This is a genomic window from Sodalis glossinidius str. 'morsitans' (genome assembly GCF_000010085.1).
GTDB lineage: Bacteria > Pseudomonadota > Gammaproteobacteria > Enterobacterales > Enterobacteriaceae > Sodalis > Sodalis glossinidius.
Genome location: NC_007712.1, coordinates 276,699 through 297,718, shown reverse-complemented (window position 1 = coordinate 297,718; position 21,020 = coordinate 276,699). Strand labels below are relative to the sequence as shown.

10 protein-coding genes and 11 pseudogenes are annotated in these 21,020 nt (G+C 57.8%); 7 read left to right on the top strand and 14 right to left on the bottom strand.

Going from position 1 to position 21,020, the window contains the following annotated elements:
• Positions 1-64 precede the first annotated feature (64 nt).
• The 5 genes and pseudogenes from SGP1_RS26255 to SGP1_RS01490 all read left to right on the top strand — a co-directional run.
• Positions 65-821 (top strand): annotated as a pseudogene (locus SGP1_RS26255) (iron-containing alcohol dehydrogenase); the annotation flags it as partial.
• Positions 787-1,126 (top strand): annotated as a pseudogene (locus tag SGP1_RS26250) (glycoside hydrolase family 15 protein); the annotation flags it as partial. The pseudogenes SGP1_RS26255 and SGP1_RS26250, both read left to right, overlap by 35 nt.
• 140 nt (positions 1,127-1,266) lie before the next feature.
• A complete protein-coding gene (locus SGP1_RS01495) occupies positions 1,267-1,536 on the top strand; it encodes a 2-dehydropantoate 2-reductase N-terminal domain-containing protein (RefSeq protein WP_083764631.1) in 270 nt (89 codons plus the stop codon).
• Positions 1,475-1,729 carry a hypothetical protein gene (locus tag SGP1_RS30505; protein WP_158302303.1) on the top strand — a complete coding sequence of 85 codons (255 nt, stop codon included), beginning with the start codon at positions 1,475-1,477 and terminating at the stop codon, positions 1,727-1,729. The genes SGP1_RS01495 and SGP1_RS30505 overlap by 62 nt, the downstream gene beginning before the upstream one ends.
• The gene (locus tag SGP1_RS01490; RefSeq protein WP_158302302.1) at positions 1,692-1,949 is read left to right on the top strand and encodes a ketopantoate reductase C-terminal domain-containing protein; all 258 of its coding nucleotides are present in this window, start codon (positions 1,692-1,694) and stop codon (positions 1,947-1,949) included. The genes SGP1_RS30505 and SGP1_RS01490 overlap by 38 nt, the downstream gene beginning before the upstream one ends.
• 15 nt (positions 1,950-1,964) lie before the next feature.
• Here SGP1_RS01490 and cybC read toward each other — a convergent pair whose 3' ends face one another.
• Both cybC and pmbA read right to left on the bottom strand, forming a co-directional pair.
• A complete protein-coding gene (gene cybC, locus SGP1_RS01485; protein WP_243466142.1) occupies positions 1,965-2,372 on the bottom strand; it encodes a cytochrome b562 in 408 nt (135 codons plus the stop codon).
• A gap of 169 nt (positions 2,373-2,541) precedes the next feature.
• Positions 2,542-3,838 (bottom strand): annotated as a pseudogene (gene pmbA, locus SGP1_RS01480) (metalloprotease PmbA).
• Positions 3,839-4,279: 441 nt separating this feature from the next.
• Here pmbA and yjgA point away from each other — a divergent pair.
• A complete protein-coding gene (gene yjgA / locus SGP1_RS01475) occupies positions 4,280-4,828 on the top strand; it encodes a ribosome biogenesis factor YjgA (protein WP_011410029.1) in 549 nt (182 codons plus the stop codon).
• Between the two features lie 44 nt (positions 4,829-4,872).
• On the opposite strand, the pseudogene SGP1_RS01470 reads toward yjgA, so the two are convergent.
• The 5 pseudogenes from SGP1_RS01470 to aaeX all read right to left on the bottom strand — a co-directional run.
• Positions 4,873-5,034, bottom strand: a pseudogene (locus tag SGP1_RS01470) (barstar family protein); the annotation flags it as partial.
• Between the two features lie 88 nt (positions 5,035-5,122).
• Positions 5,123-6,537: pseudogene (locus SGP1_RS01465) on the bottom strand (NAD-dependent succinate-semialdehyde dehydrogenase).
• Positions 6,538-6,798: 261 nt separating this feature from the next.
• Positions 6,799-8,600, bottom strand: a pseudogene (locus SGP1_RS01460) (FUSC family protein).
• A 14-nt stretch (positions 8,601-8,614) separates the two neighbouring features.
• Positions 8,615-9,491: pseudogene (gene aaeA, locus SGP1_RS32375) on the bottom strand (p-hydroxybenzoic acid efflux pump subunit AaeA).
• A 7-nt stretch (positions 9,492-9,498) separates the two neighbouring features.
• Positions 9,499-9,687 (bottom strand): annotated as a pseudogene (aaeX, locus tag SGP1_RS32370) (p-hydroxybenzoic acid efflux pump operon protein AaeX); the annotation flags it as partial.
• 332 nt (positions 9,688-10,019) lie between these two features.
• On the opposite strand from aaeX, the pseudogene aaeR reads away from it, so the two are divergent.
• A pseudogene (gene aaeR / locus SGP1_RS01445) lies at positions 10,020-10,945 on the top strand (HTH-type transcriptional activator AaeR).
• Between the two features lie 80 nt (positions 10,946-11,025).
• Here aaeR and SGP1_RS01440 read toward each other — a convergent pair.
• From SGP1_RS01440 to mreB, 7 genes and pseudogenes are all read right to left on the bottom strand, one after another.
• Positions 11,026-12,363, bottom strand: a pseudogene (locus tag SGP1_RS01440) (metallopeptidase TldD-related protein).
• Positions 12,364-12,471: 108 nt separating this feature from the next.
• The gene (yhdP, locus tag SGP1_RS01435) at positions 12,472-16,287 is read right to left on the bottom strand and encodes an AsmA2 domain-containing protein YhdP (RefSeq protein ID WP_011410024.1); all 3,816 of its coding nucleotides are present in this window, start codon (positions 16,285-16,287) and stop codon (positions 12,472-12,474) included.
• An 85-nt stretch (positions 16,288-16,372) separates the two neighbouring features.
• Positions 16,373-17,842, bottom strand: a complete 1,470-nt coding sequence (rng, locus tag SGP1_RS01430) for a ribonuclease G (RefSeq protein ID WP_011410023.1) — start codon at positions 17,840-17,842, stop codon at positions 16,373-16,375.
• Positions 17,843-17,855: 13 nt separating this feature from the next.
• Positions 17,856-18,299, bottom strand: a pseudogene (locus SGP1_RS01425) (Maf family protein).
• A gap of 18 nt (positions 18,300-18,317) precedes the next feature.
• Positions 18,318-18,806, bottom strand: coding sequence for a rod shape-determining protein MreD (gene mreD, locus SGP1_RS01420; RefSeq protein WP_011410022.1), 489 nt, complete (start codon positions 18,804-18,806; stop codon positions 18,318-18,320).
• The gene (gene mreC / locus SGP1_RS01415; RefSeq protein ID WP_011410021.1) at positions 18,803-19,774 is read right to left on the bottom strand and encodes a rod shape-determining protein MreC; all 972 of its coding nucleotides are present in this window, start codon (positions 19,772-19,774) and stop codon (positions 18,803-18,805) included. Before mreC ends, mreD begins: the two co-directional genes overlap by 4 nt.
• A gap of 94 nt (positions 19,775-19,868) precedes the next feature.
• The gene (mreB, locus tag SGP1_RS01410) at positions 19,869-20,912 is read right to left on the bottom strand and encodes a rod shape-determining protein MreB (RefSeq protein ID WP_011410020.1); all 1,044 of its coding nucleotides are present in this window, start codon (positions 20,910-20,912) and stop codon (positions 19,869-19,871) included.
• Positions 20,913-21,020 lie beyond the last annotated feature (108 nt).

Here is a 21,020-nt window from a genome sequence, read left to right as displayed (position 1 = left end):
TCTACCCTGGCACACGCCGGTGCCCGCCGGCTCCTATTATCAACAAAGACCGAGGTAAAAAACTATGAGAAACTTTATCTTTTCGTCACCGGTAAAGTATGTTCAGGGTAGCGGCATCCCGGATGAATTGGGTAATTACCTGTCCGCTTTGGGCAGCAAAGCCTTTCTCATTGCGGACGATGTGGTGTGGGGCATTACCGGGGAACGGGTGCAGGCCACGCTGAAAACAGCCGACATCTCCTACCGTTATGAACGTTTTAACGGCGAGGCATCGGGCAACGAAATCCTCCGTCTGGCGAAGGTGGCTCGCGATGAGCAAACCGCCGTTGTGGTCGGTCTCAGCGGCGGCAAAACGCTGGATACCGCCAAGGCGGTCGTGGATGAATGAAACATCCGGTGGCCATTGTGCCGACCGTCGCCTCCACCTATGCTCCGTGCTGTCGGTCATTTATAGCAACGACGGCGTGTTCGACAGTTACCGTTTTTACACTAAAAATCCGGAATTGGTGCTGGTGGATACCGCCGTCTGCGCCCAGGCGCCGGTGCGACTGTTTGCCTCGGGCATCGCCGATGGCCTGGCGACCTACGTGGAAGCCCAGGCGGTTGCGATGCGCAAGGTCACGCCCGCGGTGGAGGCGGTGGTGGAAGCCAATACTCTGCTTTCCGGGCTGGGTTTTGAAAACGGCGGTCTGGCGGGCGCCCATGCGATTCACAACGGCTTTACCGCCATTCAGAGGAATATTCATCACCTGACCCACGGCGAAAAAGTCACTTACGGCACGCTGACGCATATGGTGCTGGAGCGCCCGGATAATGCCCTACGACCGCTGGGACAAAGCCCGTGCCACCACCCGCCACGGCAAAGATTTGGACACATCGATGTTGCTGATGCCGCTGTTCCGCTTTGTCAGCGCCACCGATCCCGACTGTTTGGCAACCCTGGACGCCATCCGCGCCCATCTGGTGCATGATGGTCTGGTAAGGCGCTATATCGCCGAAGAGTTTAACCGACGCGGCTACGCGCTAGGTAATACGCCGCAGGCGCTAACGCATCTGGCGCTGATAAGCGCCGCCTTCTTCCTCGATCGCAAAACTTGACGGTAAAGATCCGCTGTGGCAGCCCTGACGCGACCGCGGCGCGGGTCAGGGCATTTCGCCCTCGGTTGCGATACGCGCGCGATCGCTTTATGTTAGCAATTAATGGCAATGAAAAATTTGGCGGCGGGTCGCCTCTTTTCGGCTGGATAAGGTGAGGGCAATGCGCATATTAGTGGTAGGCGCCGGCAGCGGGCGCAAACGCTGCGGCAGAACGGCCTGCATATCTTAAGCCCCAGCGGCAATGTGACGCTGCAGCCAGCGCTGGTGGAAGCCGGCAGCCTCACTAGTCATTATGATCTGATCCTGTTATCGGTAAAAGCCTTCTCGCTGGCGGCGGCAATGGACGAGCTGCATCAGCTCTGTTATGGCGAGCTGGATGATAGGCGTACGGAACGGCTGGCGCGCGTCGACGCGGCCCCTGGGCAACGCCGGTTTTGACGCCTGCGCCATCCCGTCAATTACCACCGCGCTATGGGAAAAGTGGATACTGTTATCGAGCCTGGGCGGCATCACCTGCCTGATGCGCGGCACCATCGGCCAGGTCGCGGCGGCGCCCGGCGGGCCAGCCTTCGCGCGCGCTGGTGGCGGAGGTGGTGTCGATCGCAGAGGCCGGCGGCTACCGGCGGCGTGATGATGTCATCGCGGAAACCACCGACCTGCTGAGCCAACAGGGGTCGCCCATGACCTCTTCCCTTTATCGGGATTTGATAGCCGGTAACGCCGTGGAGGCCGATCAGATCATCGGTGATCTGAAAGCCCGTGCCAACCACGCCGGCCTGCCCGTTCCGCTGCTGAGTGCAGTATGGACGCAATGGACGCACCTGTCGGTTTATCAGCAAAACCGGGAATAACGTGACGGGCCCAATTTAGCGAAACTTGGCATGATTCTCATCGCGGGTCTGCTTGAACTGGCCCGCGACCTGTTTCGCGCCCTCTATATCGCCTTTCTCCACCTTTGCCTGCGCCTGCTCAATTTGTCCAAGCAACGTATCGATACCCCGCCGATAGTCCTGCATTTGCGGGCTTTCCGGCGCTTGCCCGCGTAGTTTCGGCGGGGTCGCGTCGCGAGCATCCGCGGCCGCAGCGTACATATCCGCCAGCGCCTGTTTCAGAGTGGCCGGATTATCGGTGTGAAGGACCGCGCTGTAATTGGCGGCAATCATATCCATATCTTCGCTCAGCTCCCGCGCCGTCGCCGCGGTGACGAACGAAACGGCCAGAAGCGGCAACACCGCGAGGAATAACCTTCTCATACCGGTGGCGACAAGGATCATGGTGAGTATCCGTTATTAACAGGTGATGGTAGGCCGAAGCCAATTATCGGTATCATTGGCCGGCGATCTTCGTCTGCGAGTAAAAATCTCATCGTTGACCGACAATTCAGTCATCGAAGCATGATTATTCTCACCGGCCAACAAGGTTGAGCATGGCACAAAGCTTGCGTCATTGACCGGCGATTTTCATCGCCGACAGCAGCACTGAACCGCATTGGATATTGCTGCGGGTCTCGGTATCGCTGCCGATGCTGACGATATTGCGCAGCATCTCTTTCAGGTTGCCGGCGATGGTTATCTCTCTGACCGGGTATTGAATTTCGCCGTTTTCCACCCAGAAACCGGCGGCGCCACGGGAATAATCGCCGGTGATGGCGCTGACTCCCCTGCCCCATCAGTTCCGTCACGACCAATCCGCGCCCCATCTGTTTTAACAGGCCGGCGAAATCGATCACCTGATGTGTTATCCGACAATTGTGTATACCGCCGGCATGTCCCGTGCTCTCAAGGCCGAGCTTGCGCGCCGCGTAACTGCCGAGCAACCAGGTGTTGAGCACGCCGTCCTGCACGATGGCACGATCGCTGGTTCTCACCCCTTCACTGTCAAATGGCGACGAGGCCAGTCCTTTGCGCAGATGAGGTCACTTCTGAATGGAGAGCCAATCGGGCAAAATGGCCTTACCAAGCGAATCGAGCAGGAAAGTCGACTTACGATACACATTACCGCCGCTGATGGCCCCGACGAGATGGCCAAACAATTCGGTGGCAACTTCGGCGGCAAACAGTACCGGCGCCTCCATGGTCGGCAGTTTACGTGGATTAAGGTGCGCCAGCGTGCGGCGCGCGCACTCCTCACCCACCCACTGCGGCGAGCGCAAATCGCCGAAGGCGCGGCCAAGGGTATAGGCATAATTGCGCTCCATATCGCCGCCGCTTTCGGCGATGACGCTACAGGAGAGAGAGTGACGTCTGCTGCTGTAGCTTTGCAACATGCCGTGACTATTGCCGAACACACGGGTGCTGAAATGGCTGTTGAAGCTGCCCCCTTCGGTATGGGTAATACGCTTATCGCTTTTAAGGGCCGTCTGTTCGGCCTCGGCGGCCAGGGCAATCCCGCGTTCGGCGTCCAGCTCGGCGGGGTGGAATAAATCCAGATCCTGCGCCTCGAACGCCAGCAGCGTTTTTTCCGCCGGCCCGGAGGCGGGATCAGGTGAAGTGTAACGAGCAATGTCCAGCGCGACGACGACGGTGCGGGCAATAGCATCCTGACTGAGATCAGTGGAGGAAGCGCTGCCTTTGCGCTGCTGATAATAAACGGTAATCCCCAGAGCGCCATCGCTGTTGAATTCGACATTCTCCACCTCGCCATAGCGGGTGCTAATGCCGATACCGGTCGTTTTGGTCACCGCCACTTCCGCCCCGTCCGAACCGGCGCGCTCCAGCGCCTGAGCGACCGCGTTTTCCAAAAGTGTGCGTTACTGGGCGACCTGGGTGACTAAATTCATAGTTCCGCTATTATTCATAGAGCATTATCCGCTAGAGGGAATCTCGCCGCACGCCCGGCAAAATCAAATTATGCGGTCAGCCAATCTGATACCGCTTTGCATCATGCCTTCAGTCTAACAGTCCGTACTGCATTTGGCACTGTGTGCGCGAAGGAAGAACGGCAGGCGGAGACCGCCGGCAAACCACCCTCAATGCGCGGATTAGGCTCGCGCTCGCCGCTCGTCCTTCGCCGTGACGGCGCTCCTGACCCTCGCAGTCGGGCTCATCCGGCGCTTATGGGCGGCCTTGACATCGTGCGGTAACAGGCAGAGAAAATTGGCGTTTAAACGTCGCACGGTGAAATAATGCCGTTGAGAATCCGAGGCAACCTGCTAGGATGAGCCTCTTTTTGAGGAACACCTATGAATAAACAGCCGGAAGAGTGGCAGGACCCACAGTCTTTGCAGCAGCAGGACGATGAGCAAGATGAAATAATCTGGGTCAGCAAGAGTGAAATCAAACGCGACGCCGAGACGCTAAAACAGTTAGGCGTTGAGCTGGTGTCACTCGGTAAAAATGCGCTGGAAAAAATCCCGCTGGACGATGACCTGCGCTGCGCCATCGCGCTGGCGCAGCGCATCAAGCGCGAAGGGCAGCGCCGGCAAATTCAGCTTATCGGGAAGATGCTGCGCGCCCGGGATCCGGAGCCTATCCAGCAGGCGCTGGATAAACTGAAGAATCGCCATAACCAGCAGATCACCTTGTTTCATAAGCTTGAAATACTACGCGACAAGCTGCTTGCGCAGGGCGACGACGCCATTGCACAAGTGCTAGAACATTATCCGCAGGCCGACCGCCAGCAGTTACGGGCGCTGGTACGCAATGCCCAGAAAGAGAAGGCGGCCAAAAAACCGCCAAAAACCGCGCGCCAACTTTACCAATACTTGCACACCCTGTCCGAGGCGGACTAACGCCGCGTCCCTTGGCGTCAGGCGCAGCTGCCGTCTGTCAGCACATTGAGATGCAGAAACTCAATTGCCACCGGCAACGGCAAATGGCTCATTACCGTCCGCCATAGGCCGTCAAGATTGGCATCATAAGGCTCGCTAATGGCGAATTGGCGATAAAAAGCCGGAAGATCGGCTATGTGATTAAAATCGAAGGATACTTTCTCCATAAGGCGCTCTCCGCTAAGCCGGTTATTCTCTCCCCGTACGGGCGCATAGGCGGTGTCCGCCGGCAAGGGTGGGCGGACACCGGCACCCTCAGAGTCCGCCGATGTGCAGAGTTTTGACTTCCAAATAATCTTCCATGCCCAGCACCGATCCTTCTCGCCCCAAGCCAGACTCTTTTACGCCGCCAAACGGCCCAAGCTCGGTAGACACCGCGCATTCATTAATGCCCACCATGCCGCTCTCAAGCGTCGCCGCCACGCGAAACACCCGCGCCAGATCCCGGGTGTAAAAGTAAGCGGCCAAACCATAGGGGGTGTCATTGGCACGCCGGATCACCTCTTCTTCGTCGATAAAACGGAAGCAGGCGGCAACCGGGCCAAAGGTCTCCTCGCGCGCCAGCTGCATGTCGTCGGTCACCTCGGCCAGCACCGTGGGCTGGAAAAAATTGCCGCCCAGCGGGTGGCGTTTACCGCCCGTTATCACACGCGCACACCCTTCGCCAGCGCATCATTCACATGTTCCTAGGCTTTTTCCACCCCGGCGCGATTAATGAGCGGCCCGACTACCACTCCGTCCTAGGCGCCATTGCCCACGGTCAGTTTTTCCACTTCCTGCGCCAGCTGCGTAACGAATCGATCGTAGACGCCGTCCTGAATAAAGAAACGGTTGACACTGACGCACACCTGCCCCGCATTACGAAATTTGTTGGCCATGGCGCCGGCCACTGCGGCTGTAATATCAGCTTCGTCAAACACAATATACGGGGCATTACCGCCCAGCTCCATGGAGATTTTTTTCATGGTATCGGCCACATTGCGCATGAGCGTTTTGCCGACGTCGGTCGACCCGGTGAGCGTCACCTTACGCACGGTGCTGCTGGCCATAATGGCATCGCTAATCGCATGTGTATCGCCAGCAACCCCGTTGAGAACCCCGTTCGGCACGCCGGCCTGCTGCGCCAGCGCCGTACAACCTGCTGCCAGTGCCGGGCCGAGCTTGCGGGTAAGCATCGCCATCGGGAAGTTCCAGGGGGTAATAGCCGCGACTACGCCTACCGGCTCGCGGGTGGCGAATATGCGCGAGTGGGCTTTGGCGGGCGGAATGATTTCGCCGTTGACCCGCTTGGCCTGTTCGGCAAACCACTGAATAAAGCTGGCGGCATACGCTACTTCGCCGGCGGCTTCCTTGACAGGCTTGCCCTGCTCGGCGCTCATCAGTTTCGCCAGATAGGGTTGATTCTCCATGATGGGCTGATACCAGCGGTAGAGCACCTCTGAACGCTCTTTCGCGGTTTTGGCGTGCCAGGCTGGAAAGGCCGCCGCGGCAATGGCAATGGCAATGGCCGCATCGGTTTCTGTTTTGCCCGCTTTGGCAACCCGGGCAAGGACTTCGCCGGTGGCCGGATTTTCCACATCAAAGGTGGTGTAGGACGTATGCCATTGGCCATTGATAAAATAGCCGGTATGGAACAAAGTATGCGCCTGAAGCGTTGCGTGATCTGTCATGGTGTCCTCGCGATGAAAAGAGGTCCCTGCCGGGGAGAAAAACGCTGTTAGCTATCAGTATAGTTGCCGGCGCCGGGTTCGCGCGGGTGCGGCAGGAGGAAATGAGCCAGCGGCGCTGGTGCTACCTGCATGAGTAGTGGGACTCGTTGTCGCCCTATCCCGCACGGTCGCGAGGATAACACCCTGTCCGCGGATACCAGCGCCGCGTTAACCGCTCAGGGCGTGGCGGTAGCGCCGGAGAATATCGGTCAGGCGCTCTACCTAGGCGATGATGTCCGGTGCGACCTGATACACCTCCAGCTTATGCCGGTAAACGCGCATCTCTTCGAGCAGTTGATCGAATTTACGGCTGCGGCGCGGATCGGAGCGCGAGACCAGGACCTGATCGGCAATCGCACGAATCTGACGGTGCCAGGCCGACAAATCCTCATTGACCGGGATATCCGCTCTGCGTAGCCGCTGATGCGCCACAATCAGCAGCAGCGCCAGGCGATATTTGGCCACATCTCCGGGAAAGATCGCCATCAGGTGAAACAGCTGCTGATACAGCAACGGCAAGTGATTGACCCGCCGTCGCGTCTTATTGGTGGACATTGCCGAAACCGCACCATAGACAAAGCGGTTGAGCAGGATACGTCCCGCGCGCTGCTTCGTGGCGTCGCGAATCAGTAAAATGACCAACATCGCCAGAACACAACCGATAAGCTGGCCGATGGCGCTGTCGAGAAAGGTGCTGATATTGAAGGACATCGGGTTCGACAGCACCAGAACATTGATAGTGCCTGCCAGGGTGCCTAGCGTCCCGAGACGCCGTTTTGGGACTTCGATACCGATGATGAAAGCCAAAATGCCCAGGGCAATACAGAGCAATAACAAGCTCTGCTGGGTCGAGGGCATGATCAACATGTAATACAGCGCGCCGGTGGGCAGCGCCGCCGACATGCCGATCACAAAATCTTTCGCCACCAGAAGCGGGTTGGCAGCCGAGCGCAGTGGCGATACCGGTACGCAAGCCGTTGATCATCCGCATGCCGCCCTTCGTGGGAGGGGGCGCTCACCTCTTGTTGAGTGGCAAGTACCGACGCCTCAACGCCGCTTATCCGTGCGTTGGTCTTCACTCCCTTCATCAGCAGCAGGTAGCGCGTCGCGCTACCCACCCAAGTATAAAGAGTTTGCGGTGTATCCCGCGTTGGCGTGGCGGCGATCACCTGACGCATCAGCTTCATCCGGCGATGAATTGCACCCACCGTATCAGCCGGCTCGCTCAGTAGCAACAGGAGATGAGACTTTACATAGTCGGGATGATTTTGCAGGATCAACAGCGTTTCGCACGCCTGGGTAATCAGCGTGAGCGACAGGGTATTGATGGCGATAAGCCGCTGATTGCTGGCCTACCAGTGGGCCTATTCCATCATCAAGTTGCTGCGCATGCCCGATAAGGCATTGGTAGCTTTCACCAGCGCGCCCCAGGCATTATCCATCTCTTCTTTCGGCGCGTTGCTCACACACAGTTGCAGCAGGCGATAATGGTCAATCAACAGCTTATACAGCGCATGAGCGATATCGCGCTTGATGGAACGGTGTGAAAAGAGGATATCGGCCAAAATGGCGCAAACAATGCCCAGAACAATTTCGCTAACGCGTTCCACGGCGAACTGCGGTTCCATCTGCGGGAAGCTTTGAATGCCGACGATAATAATCAGTGTGGTGTAGCCCGCCAGGCCGAAGGCATACGAGTTCTCCACTTTCACCAGCGAGTAAATCCACATGCACAGACCGGCCCAGATGCAGCTCAATAATAGCATCACCACCGGCGCGCGGATGGTCAAAATAATAATCACCAGCGCACCCAAGCAGCCGATAAACGTACCGATAATTCTCAACATACCGCGGTGGCGGATGGCGCCGGCGGCAAAGGCCGGGCCGGCGGTAACGATGGCTGCGGTGAGAACCGACCAGCGCGGCGTTTGCAGCTGAAAATGAAAACCGAGTACCAACGCCAACAGAATGGCAAACGTCAGCTTGCAAGCGAAGCGCCAGTGGAAAAAGAGAGGTTGCAGCATTAGCGGGCCACCGGTTAACCGAACTCGCTCAGGCGGTGAATCAGCTGCATCAAAGGAGACACTCGCCCGGGCTGGCCGTCGCGCCGGCCGGTAATGACCACCGTCGCGATCGTCCCTGCCGGGTAGAGATCGCCTTGCTGCTTATCAAGCAGAATTTTTACCGGGACCCGCTGCGCCAGGCGCACCCATTCCAGATTGGAATCCACGCTGGCGAGGCCTTTACTGTCCACCGCACTGCTGCTGTTGTTGACCCCGGAGGCGATACTGTCGACGGTACCGGTGAGGATGCGGTTACTGCCAAGCGGCATGATTTCCACACGATAGCCCGGCCGCACCCTTTCCAGCTTGGTCTCTTCCATATAGGCCAGCAAATAGAAGGTGTTTTTTTCACCAAAGCAACCGCTACCGAGCCGCGGGTGATGAACTCGCCGGCGTGTACATTCAGATTGGTGACCCAACCGTCCGCCGGTGCCCGCACCTCGGTGCGCGCCAGATCCAGCCTGGCCAGATTCCGCACCGCGATGGCTTTGGCCAGTTGATGGCTGACGGTCGAAAAATCGTTGCTGGCCTGATCGATTTGTTCCTGGGACATGGCATTGGTTCCGAGGCTGCGCTGCCGCGACGCTTCGCGTTTTTTCTCCTCCTCCAGCGCCTGATAGTAACTCACGTCCGCTTGCGCCAGCGCTTCCTGATACCGCGGCTTATCGACGACCAACAACAAATCGCCTTTTTTACCGGTTGATTATCACGAATAGGCACGGCGCTGAGCTGGCCGTTGACGTCCGGCGCAATGGCCACCACATCGGCGGTGAATTTGGCGTCCCGCGTCCAGGGCGATTCGGTATAAAAGGACCAGGCACGGAAAATAGCGATAGCGGCAATCAGCACCAGAGTGACAGGAAATCAAATAAAAAACACAGCAATACAGCGCGGTATTGAATAAGGCCGGGTGCCAGACAAAATCATAGATTCCGCTGGGCAACAAAAACCTGCGCAGCGCAAAAAACAACGCCAGCGAGAGAATCATCTCGAATAATACCGGTGGAAAGGACAGGCCGAAAATCACCATGACCGGAAGCAAACTCATACGTTTTCCTTTGACTGTAACCGTGCAGGTTCCTAAGTGCCCTGCGCCGCCCTGGCATAATTTTCACGGCAAAAGACCGTCATCCCCCGGTCGCGCTCAGGATGAGTATAGAACCCCGTCGGGGGAAATGAAGACGCTTTCCGGAAGAGGCGGCGGTAAGCCGATCGTGTCCAGTCCGTTTAAATTGTTACTATTTATTAAAAGCTAATAAACTAATGGATAATTACAGGCTGATAGGCGCAATACACTGAACCAACGCTGCTATATTATCCTGTACATTCCAGCGGTTTCAACATAACGTGATATAAATCCCTTTTAAGCCAGAGTGAATAATGGAGAGACTAAAACGCATGCTAATCTTCGCCCGGTGGTGGAGGCCAATTCGTTTACCAGCGCCGCCCGCCGACTGCAAATGAGCATCTCATCCGTCAGTCAGACCGTGGCGAAACTGGAAAATGAATTGCAGGTTAAGCTGCTCAACCACAGTACCCGCAGCATCGGTCTTACCGAAGCCGGCAAGATTTACTATCAGGGTTGTCGGCGGATGTTGCAGGAATTCAAAGAGGTGTACGAGCAATTGTTCGCCTTTAACAATACTCCTATCGGTACTTTGCGCATCGGTAGCTCGTCGATGCTGGCCCATAATGTCCTGGCCTCGATAACCGCCACAATGCTGAAGGAGTATCCCGGCCTGTCGGTCAATCTGGTGACCGGCATTCCGGCGCCGGACCTTATCGCCGACGGCCTGGATCTGGTGGTCCGGGTGGACACGCTGCAGGATTCCGGACTGTTTTCGCGCCGGGTGGGAATTATGCCGATGGTGGTGTGCGCCGCCAAAAGCTATCTGGCACAGTGGTGCACGCCGGAAAAACCCGGCGATATAGCCAATTTCTCTTGGCTGGAGTATGACGTGCGTCCCGACAGCGAGTTTGAGCTTATGACGCCGGAAGGGAGTACGCTGCATCTGTCACCGGCCGATCGCTTTGTCACCAACGACTCCCAGACTCTGATTCGCTGGCTTATCGCCGGCGCAGGCATTTGTTATGTGCCAATCATGTGGGTTTTGGACGAGATAAGACGCGGCAATGTCGAGATATTATTCAGCCGTTATCACTCCGATCCACGGCCTGTCTACGCAGTCTATACGACGCGTGATAAGTTGCCGCTCAAAGTACAAGTGTGCATTAACTATTTGACCGACTATTTCAACAGGGTGACGGAAATGTACCAGACCTTCCGTCAGGACAGCGGAGGGTAAAACCCGGCAAGCACGGTGGCGTGAGACGCTTGAGAGGCCTGCCGCGCAAGCTAAGTATCTTGCGGCGCTAGCGCAGCAGCTCAGGCGGTACCACCCACGGTGATTTTATCCAGCTTCAGCGTCGGCTGGCCCACACCCACCGGCAGGCTTTGGCCCTCTTTACCGCAAAGCCGACCCCCTTGTCCAGCGCCAGATCGTTACCCACCATCGAGATTTGCTGCATCGCCTCAATGCCGGACCCGATAAGCGTCGCCCCCTTCACCGGCGTGGTAACGCGTCCATTCTCAATCAAATAGGCTTCCGAGGTAGAGAAAACGAACTTGCCGGAGGTAATATCGACCTGTCCACCGCCAAAGTTGGGCGCGTAAATGCCCCGCTCCACGCTGGCGATAATCTCCTCCGGCGTCGATTGACCTGCCAGCATGTAAGTATTGGTCATACGCGGCATCGGCAAGTGCACATAAGACTCGCGCCGGCCGTTGCCGGGTAGGCGCAACCCCCATCAGCCGGGCATTGAGTTTGTCCTGCATATACCCTTTCAGCCGGCCGTTTTCGATCAGGACATTATATTGTCCCGGCACGCCTTCATCATCGATCTCCAGCGAGCCGCGCAGGCCGGCGAGCGTGCCATCGTCAACCACCGTGCAGAGTTCAGAAACCACCAGCTTGCCCATCTGGCCACTGGACACCGAGCTGCCGCGGCGGTTAAAATCGCCATCCAGGCCATGTCCCACCGCTTCCCGCGCCCAGCTGTCGGCCCGCACCTCACCGTCAACGTCTTCGAGGAAGAAATCGTAGCCAAAACGGCTGCCGCTGGCGCCGCGTTCGCGTTTACCGTCCTGCTCCACCTGCACGCTGATGGACAGACGTACCAACGGGCGCACATCCGCTACCAGCGTGCCGTCCGTCGCGGCGACCAGGATCTGCTCATAAACCCCCGACAGACTGGCCGTGACCTCCTGGACGCGCGCATCGGCAGCGCGCGCCGCCTTATCAACCGGATGCAGCAGCGCGATTTTCTCCTCGCGCGGCAGGCTGCTGAGCGGATCCAGTGGCGGGTACAGGGGGCGGTAGACCACCGCGCCCAAGGTTTGCACTCGGCCGTTGCCCGCTTCGCTGACGATACTGCGCGCGGCCATCACGCTTTGATTCAATGCCGCGAGAGTGATTTGGTCGGCATAGGCGAAACCGGTTTTTTCGCCTCTTATCGCCCGCACGCCCACGCCCTGGTCGATGTTATACGACCCTTCTTTGATAATGCCGTCTTCAATGACCCAGGCTTCGTGATAACTTGACTGGAAATAAAGATCGGCATAGTCCAGACGCCGTGCGCTCATCTGCTCCAGCAATGAGAAAAGATGCTCATGCTGCAGACGATTAGCAGAAAGTAAATGATCACTGACTAACGTCAGGCTCATAGGTTCTCGCTCTCAAATAAATGAATTTGACCCGCCACGGCTCGAATACAAGCTTGCGTCATTTTTATAGACTGCGGCAATTCCCTGTCGGCGTCAAATAACCGGCTTTTATTTCGACTTGGCCTCCGACGCCCGCGGCTGACGTAAAACTTCCTGTATTCTCGGCTCTTCCAGGCTGCCGCTAATGTGGTAGCGAATAAGCGATAGCTTACTCCATAAGGGCGCCAGCACCTTGCTGGCGGCAAAGACCGCGGCCCCCACCACTGGGTTAATCACGAATGCCGTCGCCACCCCAACCGTTGCCGAAATTTCAGGCGCGATCACGGCTTCCATGTCGATGCGCTGGCGATTCAAATCAACATCGCCGGTCATGGCGATATCCGCTTCCAGGCCGTCAATCAGCAGGTCGTTGGTATGTAAGGTACCTTCTTTTAACCAGGCGGTACCTTTGATCGAGTCAAAATAAAATCCCTTGCCGAAAGTGTCGCTAAAATCAAACTGCAATTTACGTAGCAGTGCATCAAAGCTGATCAACCGCAGGAGGCGCCCGGCGCTGCCGCTGCTGATGTTGTCGATTTTGCCTTTGCCCAATTGGCTGTGCAGCACCCCGTTCAGACTGGCGATATCGGGCTGCCAGGGCGCCTCGCGCCAGTGTAAATCATAATTGAGGTGAAAGGGCGCCTCGCGCAGCGGCAAATCCATGCCGATGTAATCGGCCGCGGCGCCGATATCTTTCCCCGCCAGCGTGCCTTTCAGCGAGGTCCGGTTCTCGCGGCGGTTGTGCAGCCAGCTACCCTCGGCGGTCAGCCGCGCGTTGCCAGTATCGATAACTCCGCCGGTGAGCATCAGTGTGTCCTGCTGCGGTTGGATAGTGGCGCTGATCTGCCCCAGATTCTGCCCTTTAATCCAGCACTGGCGGCAGGTGAAAGACAGCGCGGGCCAGCCGGCGAAGGTATCGCTGTCGCTTAAAAGCTGTTTCGTGGGGGATGCGCCATCATCCCCGCCGGCGGTAGCAAATGTCGGGTTGTAGTAGAGATAGGCCAGATCAGCGCGCCAGGGCGCGTTCGCGGCCATGGTCAGCGTGCCCTTAATCTCTTTTCCCTTCACAGCCACCTTACTGCCGCCGGCAACATTACTGCGGGTCAGCGCCAGTTGATGCCAGACCTGGCCGCCCAGGGTCAGGACCGGGGTATGCAGCGTCAGCGAATCGGGATAACGAAAACGCGCAGCCGATAGCGGATCCCCCGGTGGGGTCGGCGATTTGAGCAGCGCCAGCCATTTTTCACCGTCGAGCGCCGGCAGCGACAGCGTCAGTCTGCGGTCCGCCGGCAACGGTGGTATCTTGCCGCCGTCCGCCCAGGCGCCGCGCGCCAGCGTGACCTGGCGCCCCAGCAGCCATTGGCTATTGAAACTGTTGCCGCCGCCGGCGTGACCGCTTAACAGGAAGGAACGCAGGTCGCCGGTAGCATTTACCGCAAGCATAAACGGCCGGCCTCCGGGTTTATCCAGCGGAGGAGGCAAGTGACTGCTTACATTTTTCAGATCGCTCTTCACTGCGACCTGATAGCGTGTGTCCCCTTTCAGCGGTAAAGCGACGGCGATATCGCTCTGCCAGGCGGCGCGGCCGTTGACCGATGTCTTCAGCGCGTCCGGCAACCCGGGCAGTTGGTTAAGCGCCCAGTCCCCATTCAGGCCGACGTTCACATCAAAGCCGGTGGGCTTCTCCCTGGTTGTGAAATTCACCGAGACCGGTTGGCCGAACCACTGCGCATCAAGCGGCGCACTGTCCAAATCCCCGTTACTGTAATGGAAATTACCGTTTAGCCGCTGTAGCGTCGTGCCGAGCGGTTTGATAAACAGTGAATTATTCTGTAGCGCTACATTGCCGGCAGCGGTCACCAGCTGACCGTCAAGGGGAATATCCAAATGCAGATTGCCGTGCACTTCTCCTCCAACCTGCAACTCATTAAGCGTTTTACCGAGAGACGCTTTGAGGGGTGTTTGCAGGAAATAGTCGCGGATAGCATCGCCGGTGCCGCTGAGGCCGACGTCGATCAAGAGCTTTTCTTTGGAATAATCGGGAATACTGGCGGCGATATTGCTGCCCTTAGCCTCGCCGAGCGCGGTTTGCGGCGCATGCATAAACAGGCCGTCGTTGACAAAATCCAGGTCGATATCCAGCTGCGTCAGCGGCGGCCAACCGGGTTCAAACTCATATTCCGCCTGCTTGAGCGGCACCCACACCTCGAACTGCCCGTCGTTATGTTTGAACGGAAACCGGCTGGGGCTGCCGGCAAACACCAAGGTGGCATTATCGACCTGACCGCCCTTAAGCGCGCCGGTCATATAGTCCACCAAACGGGTCCCCATCAGCGGCTCCGGAAAATAACGCCAGGCGTCGGCGGCATTGTCCAGGCGCAGACCGGCAAGGATATCCAGCCAGGGCTCGCCTTTTACCGGCTTATGGAAATAGAAATCGCCGTTGGCCCATAGCGATCGCGCCTGCGCATCGATATTACGGCCCCACAGCACCAGCCCTTCCTGCGGGTTATGACGCCAGTCAAAGGTTGCACGGGCGCGGGACAACGCCAGCGGCGCGCGGAACATGCTCGGATAGGGGAGCGTGCTGTTGTCCAGCGCGAGCTGCAACCGGCCGGTGGCCAGCGAGCCTTCTGCCGAGCCAGAGACATGCTCCGCCCCCGGCAGCAACTCCCAGGTCTGCCAACTGAGGCTGCGCCAGCGCGCCTGAAAACGCGTGGAGCCGGGGTCGTTAAGCGGAATGTCCAGCGCCAGCGCGGACAGTTCGCCGCGCGGTTGCAAATCATGCCAACGGGCGCGTAGCGTCGGCGTCACCGCCGAAATAAGCGGCAGCAGCGGGCTGAATAGCTCCAAATCAAGCCTGCTGGCGCGCAGGCGGATCTCGCCTTCCCGATCGGGGAAAAAGAGATGCCGTTTCGCCGGCAACCAGAGTAAGGACAGCGCCGCGGGCGCCCAGGATTGGCCGTCGGTGGCAATATTCAGCGTCGGAACTTCCATCTGCCAGGCGTTCTGCCGCTTGCTGAGATGGAGCGCCATCCGATCGACGTCGAGCCGATGCGTCTGGTCGCCGTCCTGCCAGAGCGCCGCGCCACGGCTGAGCAGCACGTCCGCACCGGCGATCTCCCCCTTTTCGAGGGTTAGCCAGGCCGCTAGACTGAAATCGGCGCTTTGCAGGCCGGTATTGCTCTGCAGCAGTTGGCTGAACCACGGCTTGAGATCGACATCACGGGCCTGCAGATACACCTTGCCGTTATCGAGCAGCCCCTGCTGATCGTGCAGATCCATGCGCACGTCGATAGCCCCCTGCTGCACCTCGGTACTCGATAGGCTGATCTTGCCTTCTACACGGTGACGGTTGAGGGTATTAAGCCAGGTGAGCTGCGGTACGGAAAGCCGGGTCCGCTCTCCCGAAGGGGTCAAAAAGGTGATCTGGCTTCCGCGCAGGATAAAATGATCGAACTGACGCAGGAAAAGATTGGAAAAGCGATCGGAACTGATAGGGCTACCGCGGTGATCCCGTCCCATCAACGTGGTATTAAGATCCAATTGCAGGCGGTAAAAGGTGACATCGCGGAACTGCCAGCGCCAGTGCAACAAAGATTGCCACACGTCCAGCGCCAGCGTGACGCGCTGCACGTGCAGCCGCTCGTCGGCGGTAGCGGCATCAATGCCGCCAATGTCCAGTGTGGGTCCAAAGGATTGCCAGCTACTCTTTAACTGTCGCAACTGAATATCGGCATCGAAAGCGCGATTCAATACGGAAACAATTTGTGGACGGAAGCGATCCAGGTGAGGCAACGCCAGACGCAGCGCGCTAACCGTCAACGCCACCAGGACGATCAGGGTGACGCCAATTGCCATCAGTATCCCCGGTAGTCGCTTCACGCCTGTTTCCTTGCTTGCTGTTGCGCAGCCGTCACGTCCGACGTGACGGCTTTTACTGGTTACGGATCTGCATGAGGGCAACGGCTTACATCATCACCACATCAAACTGCTCCTGGCTGTAGAGCGGCTCGATTTGCACCTTCACCTGCTTGCCGACGAAAATTTCCACCTCCGCCAACGCGTGAGATTCATCGCTTTTGAGTGCCTCACCCACCGCAGCCGAGGCATAGACCAGAAAACGATCGGAGTCATAGGCATGGTGGACGCGCACGATTTCGCGCATGATTTCATAGCACACCGATTCGATGGTTTTCACCGTTCCGCGGCCGTGACAGGTAGGACACTCGCTACACAGCACACGTTCAATACTTTCACGTGTGCGTTTACGTGTCATCTCCACCAGTCCCAATTGCGAGAAACCGTTGATACCGGTTTTCACCCGATCTTTACTCAGCGCCTGCTCAAGGGAATGCAGCACCCGCCGACGGTGCTCCTCATTGCTCATATCGATAAAATCAATAATGATGATCCCGCCGAGATTACGCAGCCGCAGCTGGCGCGCAATGGCCTGCGTCGCTTCGATATTGGTATTGAAGATCGTTTCATCAAGATTGCGGTGGCCGACGAAGGCGCCCGTATTGATATCGATAGTGGTCATCGCCTCGGTTTGATCGATGATCAGATAGCCGCCGGATTTCAACTCCACCTTACGTTCCAGCAAGCGCTGGATTTCATTTTCCACATCGTAGAGATCGAAAATCGGTTGTTTGCCGCTGTAATATTCCAGCTTGGCGGTCATCTCGGGAATATATTCGGCGGTAAATTCCAGCAGTAATTCGTGCGTCAGTCGTGAATCGACGCGGATTCGGTCCAGCGCCGCACCGGCGAAGTCCCGCAGAATACGCTGGGCGAGGGCTAACTCCCCGTACAGCCTATAACGGGTCTGATTGCGGCGCTTGCGCTCCATGACCTTGGTCCAGAGCCGTTTGAGAAAGGCGGCATCCTGAGACAGCTCTTCACTGCCGATACCTTCAGCCGCGGTACGGATGATAAATCCGCCCTGCTCGTCGCAATACTGAGCCACTATTTGTTTCAATCGCTCGCGTTCCGCCTCGCTATCAATACGCTGCGATACACCCACATGGGCGGCGCCGGGCATAAAGACCAGATAACGCGATGGCAGCGTGATATCGGTGGTCAGTCGCGCCCCTTTCGTTCCGAGGGGATCCTTCACCACCTTAACCATAATATCCTGCCCCTGGCGCACCAGCTCGGCGATATCCCGTACCTGAAAATTCTTTTGTTCTTCGCCGGCCACGCATTCGGTATGGGGCATAATATCCGAAGCGTGCAGAAAGGCGGCTTTATCCAGGCCGATATCGACAAACGCCGCCTGCATACCCGGCAGCACGCGGCTGACCCGCCCTTTATAAATATTACCGACAATACCGCGCCGCGCTTCCCGCTCGATATGGATTTCCTGCAGGATGCCGCCATCGATATAGGCAACCCGAGTTTCGGAGGGCGTGATATTGACCAGTAATTCAGCTGTCATAGATTCCTCTTGCTCATATCTGAGCGTTGAATTCACCGAGCAGTTCCCAGGTTTCCACCAGCGGCAAGCCCACCACGGCATGATAACTGCCGCGTATCGACCGCACGGCTCATTACCCGCTCGGTATCAGCCAGCGCCACCGCGGTTATCACCTGATGGCGCTGGCCGGAAAGCTGCGCCAGCATTTGCCGGGTATGTCCACAGTCCTGAGGCTTTTCCAACACCTGTTGCTTGAGCACCACTATGGTGTCGGCGCCCAACACTGGCCGGGATTCCGGCGCGCAGGCCACGCCGGCATACGCTTTCTCGCACGCCAGCCACTGCACGTAGTCTAGCGCGCTTTCGCCGGACCTGCGCCGCTCTTCCACCGGGCGGCAATCACCGCAAAAGGGACATCCAGCAGCGCCAGTAATTCCCTGCGCCGGGGCGAGGCAGACGCCAGATATATCGCAGTCATTGCGGTTTCCTTCTATCGCTACTGCACGGCAAATTGACGGCGTATTTTGCGCATCAGCAGAAACAGCCAGGGCCACAATACGCCATCCACCACGCTGCTCCAGAATATTTCCGGGCGGAATGAAATATTAATCACTAAAAATTCCGCCCAGAATACGATCACCTGGGTTGTTAATGACAGCAGTATCACAATCAGCGCCTGTTGCCAAAAGGCCATGTTGCGAAATAACTGAAATTTGAATACTACCAGATAGGCGAGAATACTGAGCGCCAGGGCGCGCACGCCCAGCGTTGAGCCGAGGATCAGATCCATTATCAGCCCGAGGATAAACCCGGTGCCTACATTAACCCGATGCGGCAACGCCATCACCCAGTAAATGAGCAGCAGGTTGAGCCAGGAGGGACGAAAAAGATACAGCTGGGGCGGCCAGGGCATGATTTGCAGAACAATCGCGATAAGGAATGAGAGCCAAATGATCCAGCCGCCGTGGCGGTGATACCGGTTCATTGCCGCTCTCCCGCGCCGCTGAACAACGGCCGCCGCGGCGGCGGACCCATGGCATCAGGCGGCGGCAGCACCTGCGGCATCATCTGCATCAGGCGCTCATTGGCCACCCTGTGGACCTCATCGGGCGGCAGCGGCACTTCGCCGCGCGGGTCGGCGCCCCATAGCAATAGCAGATAGCGCAAACGCTGCAAACCAGCGGTGGGTCGAGCCTGAATGACAGTGTAGGCACGCTGGGTATCGACTTTTACCGAAGACACAACCGCCACCGGATACCCTTCCGGGAAGCGGCCGTCCAAACCGGAGGTCACCAGCACATCGCCGACGCGGATATCGGTATTGCCCGGCAAATGCTCCAGCTGTAAATCCTCGGTGCAACCGTTGCCGGCAACGATCACTCGGATATCGTTGCGAAGTACCTGAATCGGCAGCGCATGGGAAGAGTCGCAAATCAGCAGCACGCGGCTGGTCAGCTTGCTGGTGGCAATCACCTGGCCCACCACGCCTTTGTCGCTGATGACCGGCTGACCTACATAAACGCTATTATCCAGCCCCTTGTCGATCACTACCTGGTCGCTATAGGGATCGGTACTGGTGGAGATCACCTGGGTGACCATTTTCTGTTCATCCTGGCGCAGCGGCGAGCCCAGCAGCTCGCGCAGCCGGGCGTTTTCCTGCTTATACTGGCCCAGCAGCAGCAGCTCGCTGTTCTTTAACAGCAACTCCTGGCGTAGCGCCCGGTTTTCCAGCGCCAGCTGGGCGCGGGTCGCCAGCGTCTGCGACACATTATCCAGCATCTGACGCGGGCCATTCGCCAGGAAGTAGAAGGGACTGACGGCCGTATCCATATAGGTACGGATTTTCACGAACGTCCCCAGCCGGCTGTCGGCGATAATGGCGGCAATAGCCACCATGACCGCCAGAAAAAGTCGCAGTTGCAGAGAAGGGCCTCTGCTGAAAATCGGCTTCATAAACTATGCGTTTTCCTCAACAAAAAAGGAGGGCGCCGTCCGGGACTGCCCATTGCCGCATTCACCCGGACGGTTCCCCCCTTTTCGAGGCAGGTTATTCTTCGCTGAACAAATCACCGCCGTGCATATCGATCATCTCCAGTGCCTTGCCCCCGCCGCGGGCGACGCAGGTGAGCGGATCTTCCGCTACCACAACCGGGATTCCGGTTTCTTCCATCAGCAGGCGATCGAGATTACGCAGCAAAGCACCACCGCCGGTAAGCACCATACCGCGCTCGGATATATCGGAGGCCAGCTCTGGCGGGCACTGCTCCAACGCCACCATCACCGCGCTCACGATACCGGTTAACGGCTCCTGCAGCGCTTCCAGAATCTCATTCGAGTTCAGGGTGAAACCGCGCGGCACGCCCTCGGCCAGATTGCGGCCGCGCACTTCAATCTCGCGCACCTCGTCATCCGGATAGGCGGAACCGATACCGTGTTTGATCCGCTCCGCTGTGGCCTCGCCGATCAGCGAGCCGTAATTGCGGCGCACATAGTTAATAATAGCTTCATCGAAGCGATCGCCGCCAATGCGCACGGAAGAAGAGTACACCACGCCATTAAGCGAAATAACCGCGACCTCGGTGGTGCCGCCGCCGATATCCACCACCATCGATCCCGTCGCTTCAGAGACCGGCAGGCCGGCGCCGATGGCGGCAGCCATGGGTTCTTCAATCAAAAACACTTCGCGCGCGCCCGCGCCCTGCGCGGATTCGCGAATCGCTCGGCGCTCTACCTGGGTCGCCCCCACCGGAACGCAGACCAGCACGCGCGGGCTGGGCCGCATGAAGCTGTTGCTGTGGACCTGTTTGATAAAGTGCTGCAGCATTTTCTCGGTGACGAAGAAATCGGCGATAACTCCATCCTTCATCGGCCGGATGGCCGCGATGTTGCCGGGCGTACGCCCCAGCATCTGCTTCGCTTCATGGCCGACGGCCGCAACGCTTTTCGGTGAGCCGGCGCGGTCCTGACGAATGGCAACGACGGAAGGTTCGTTCAAGACAATGCCCTGTCCTTTTACATAAATGAGGGTATTGGCGGTACCCAGGTCGATGGACAAGTCATTGGAAAACATGCCACGAAATTTTTTAAACATAACTGAAGGATAATCCTGCAAGCTGGAGCGAAAAATTAAATCCGCCTACTTTACCAACCACGAGAAGCAGCGACAAGGCGTAAAAACGCGCGACTTCTATGAAAAATA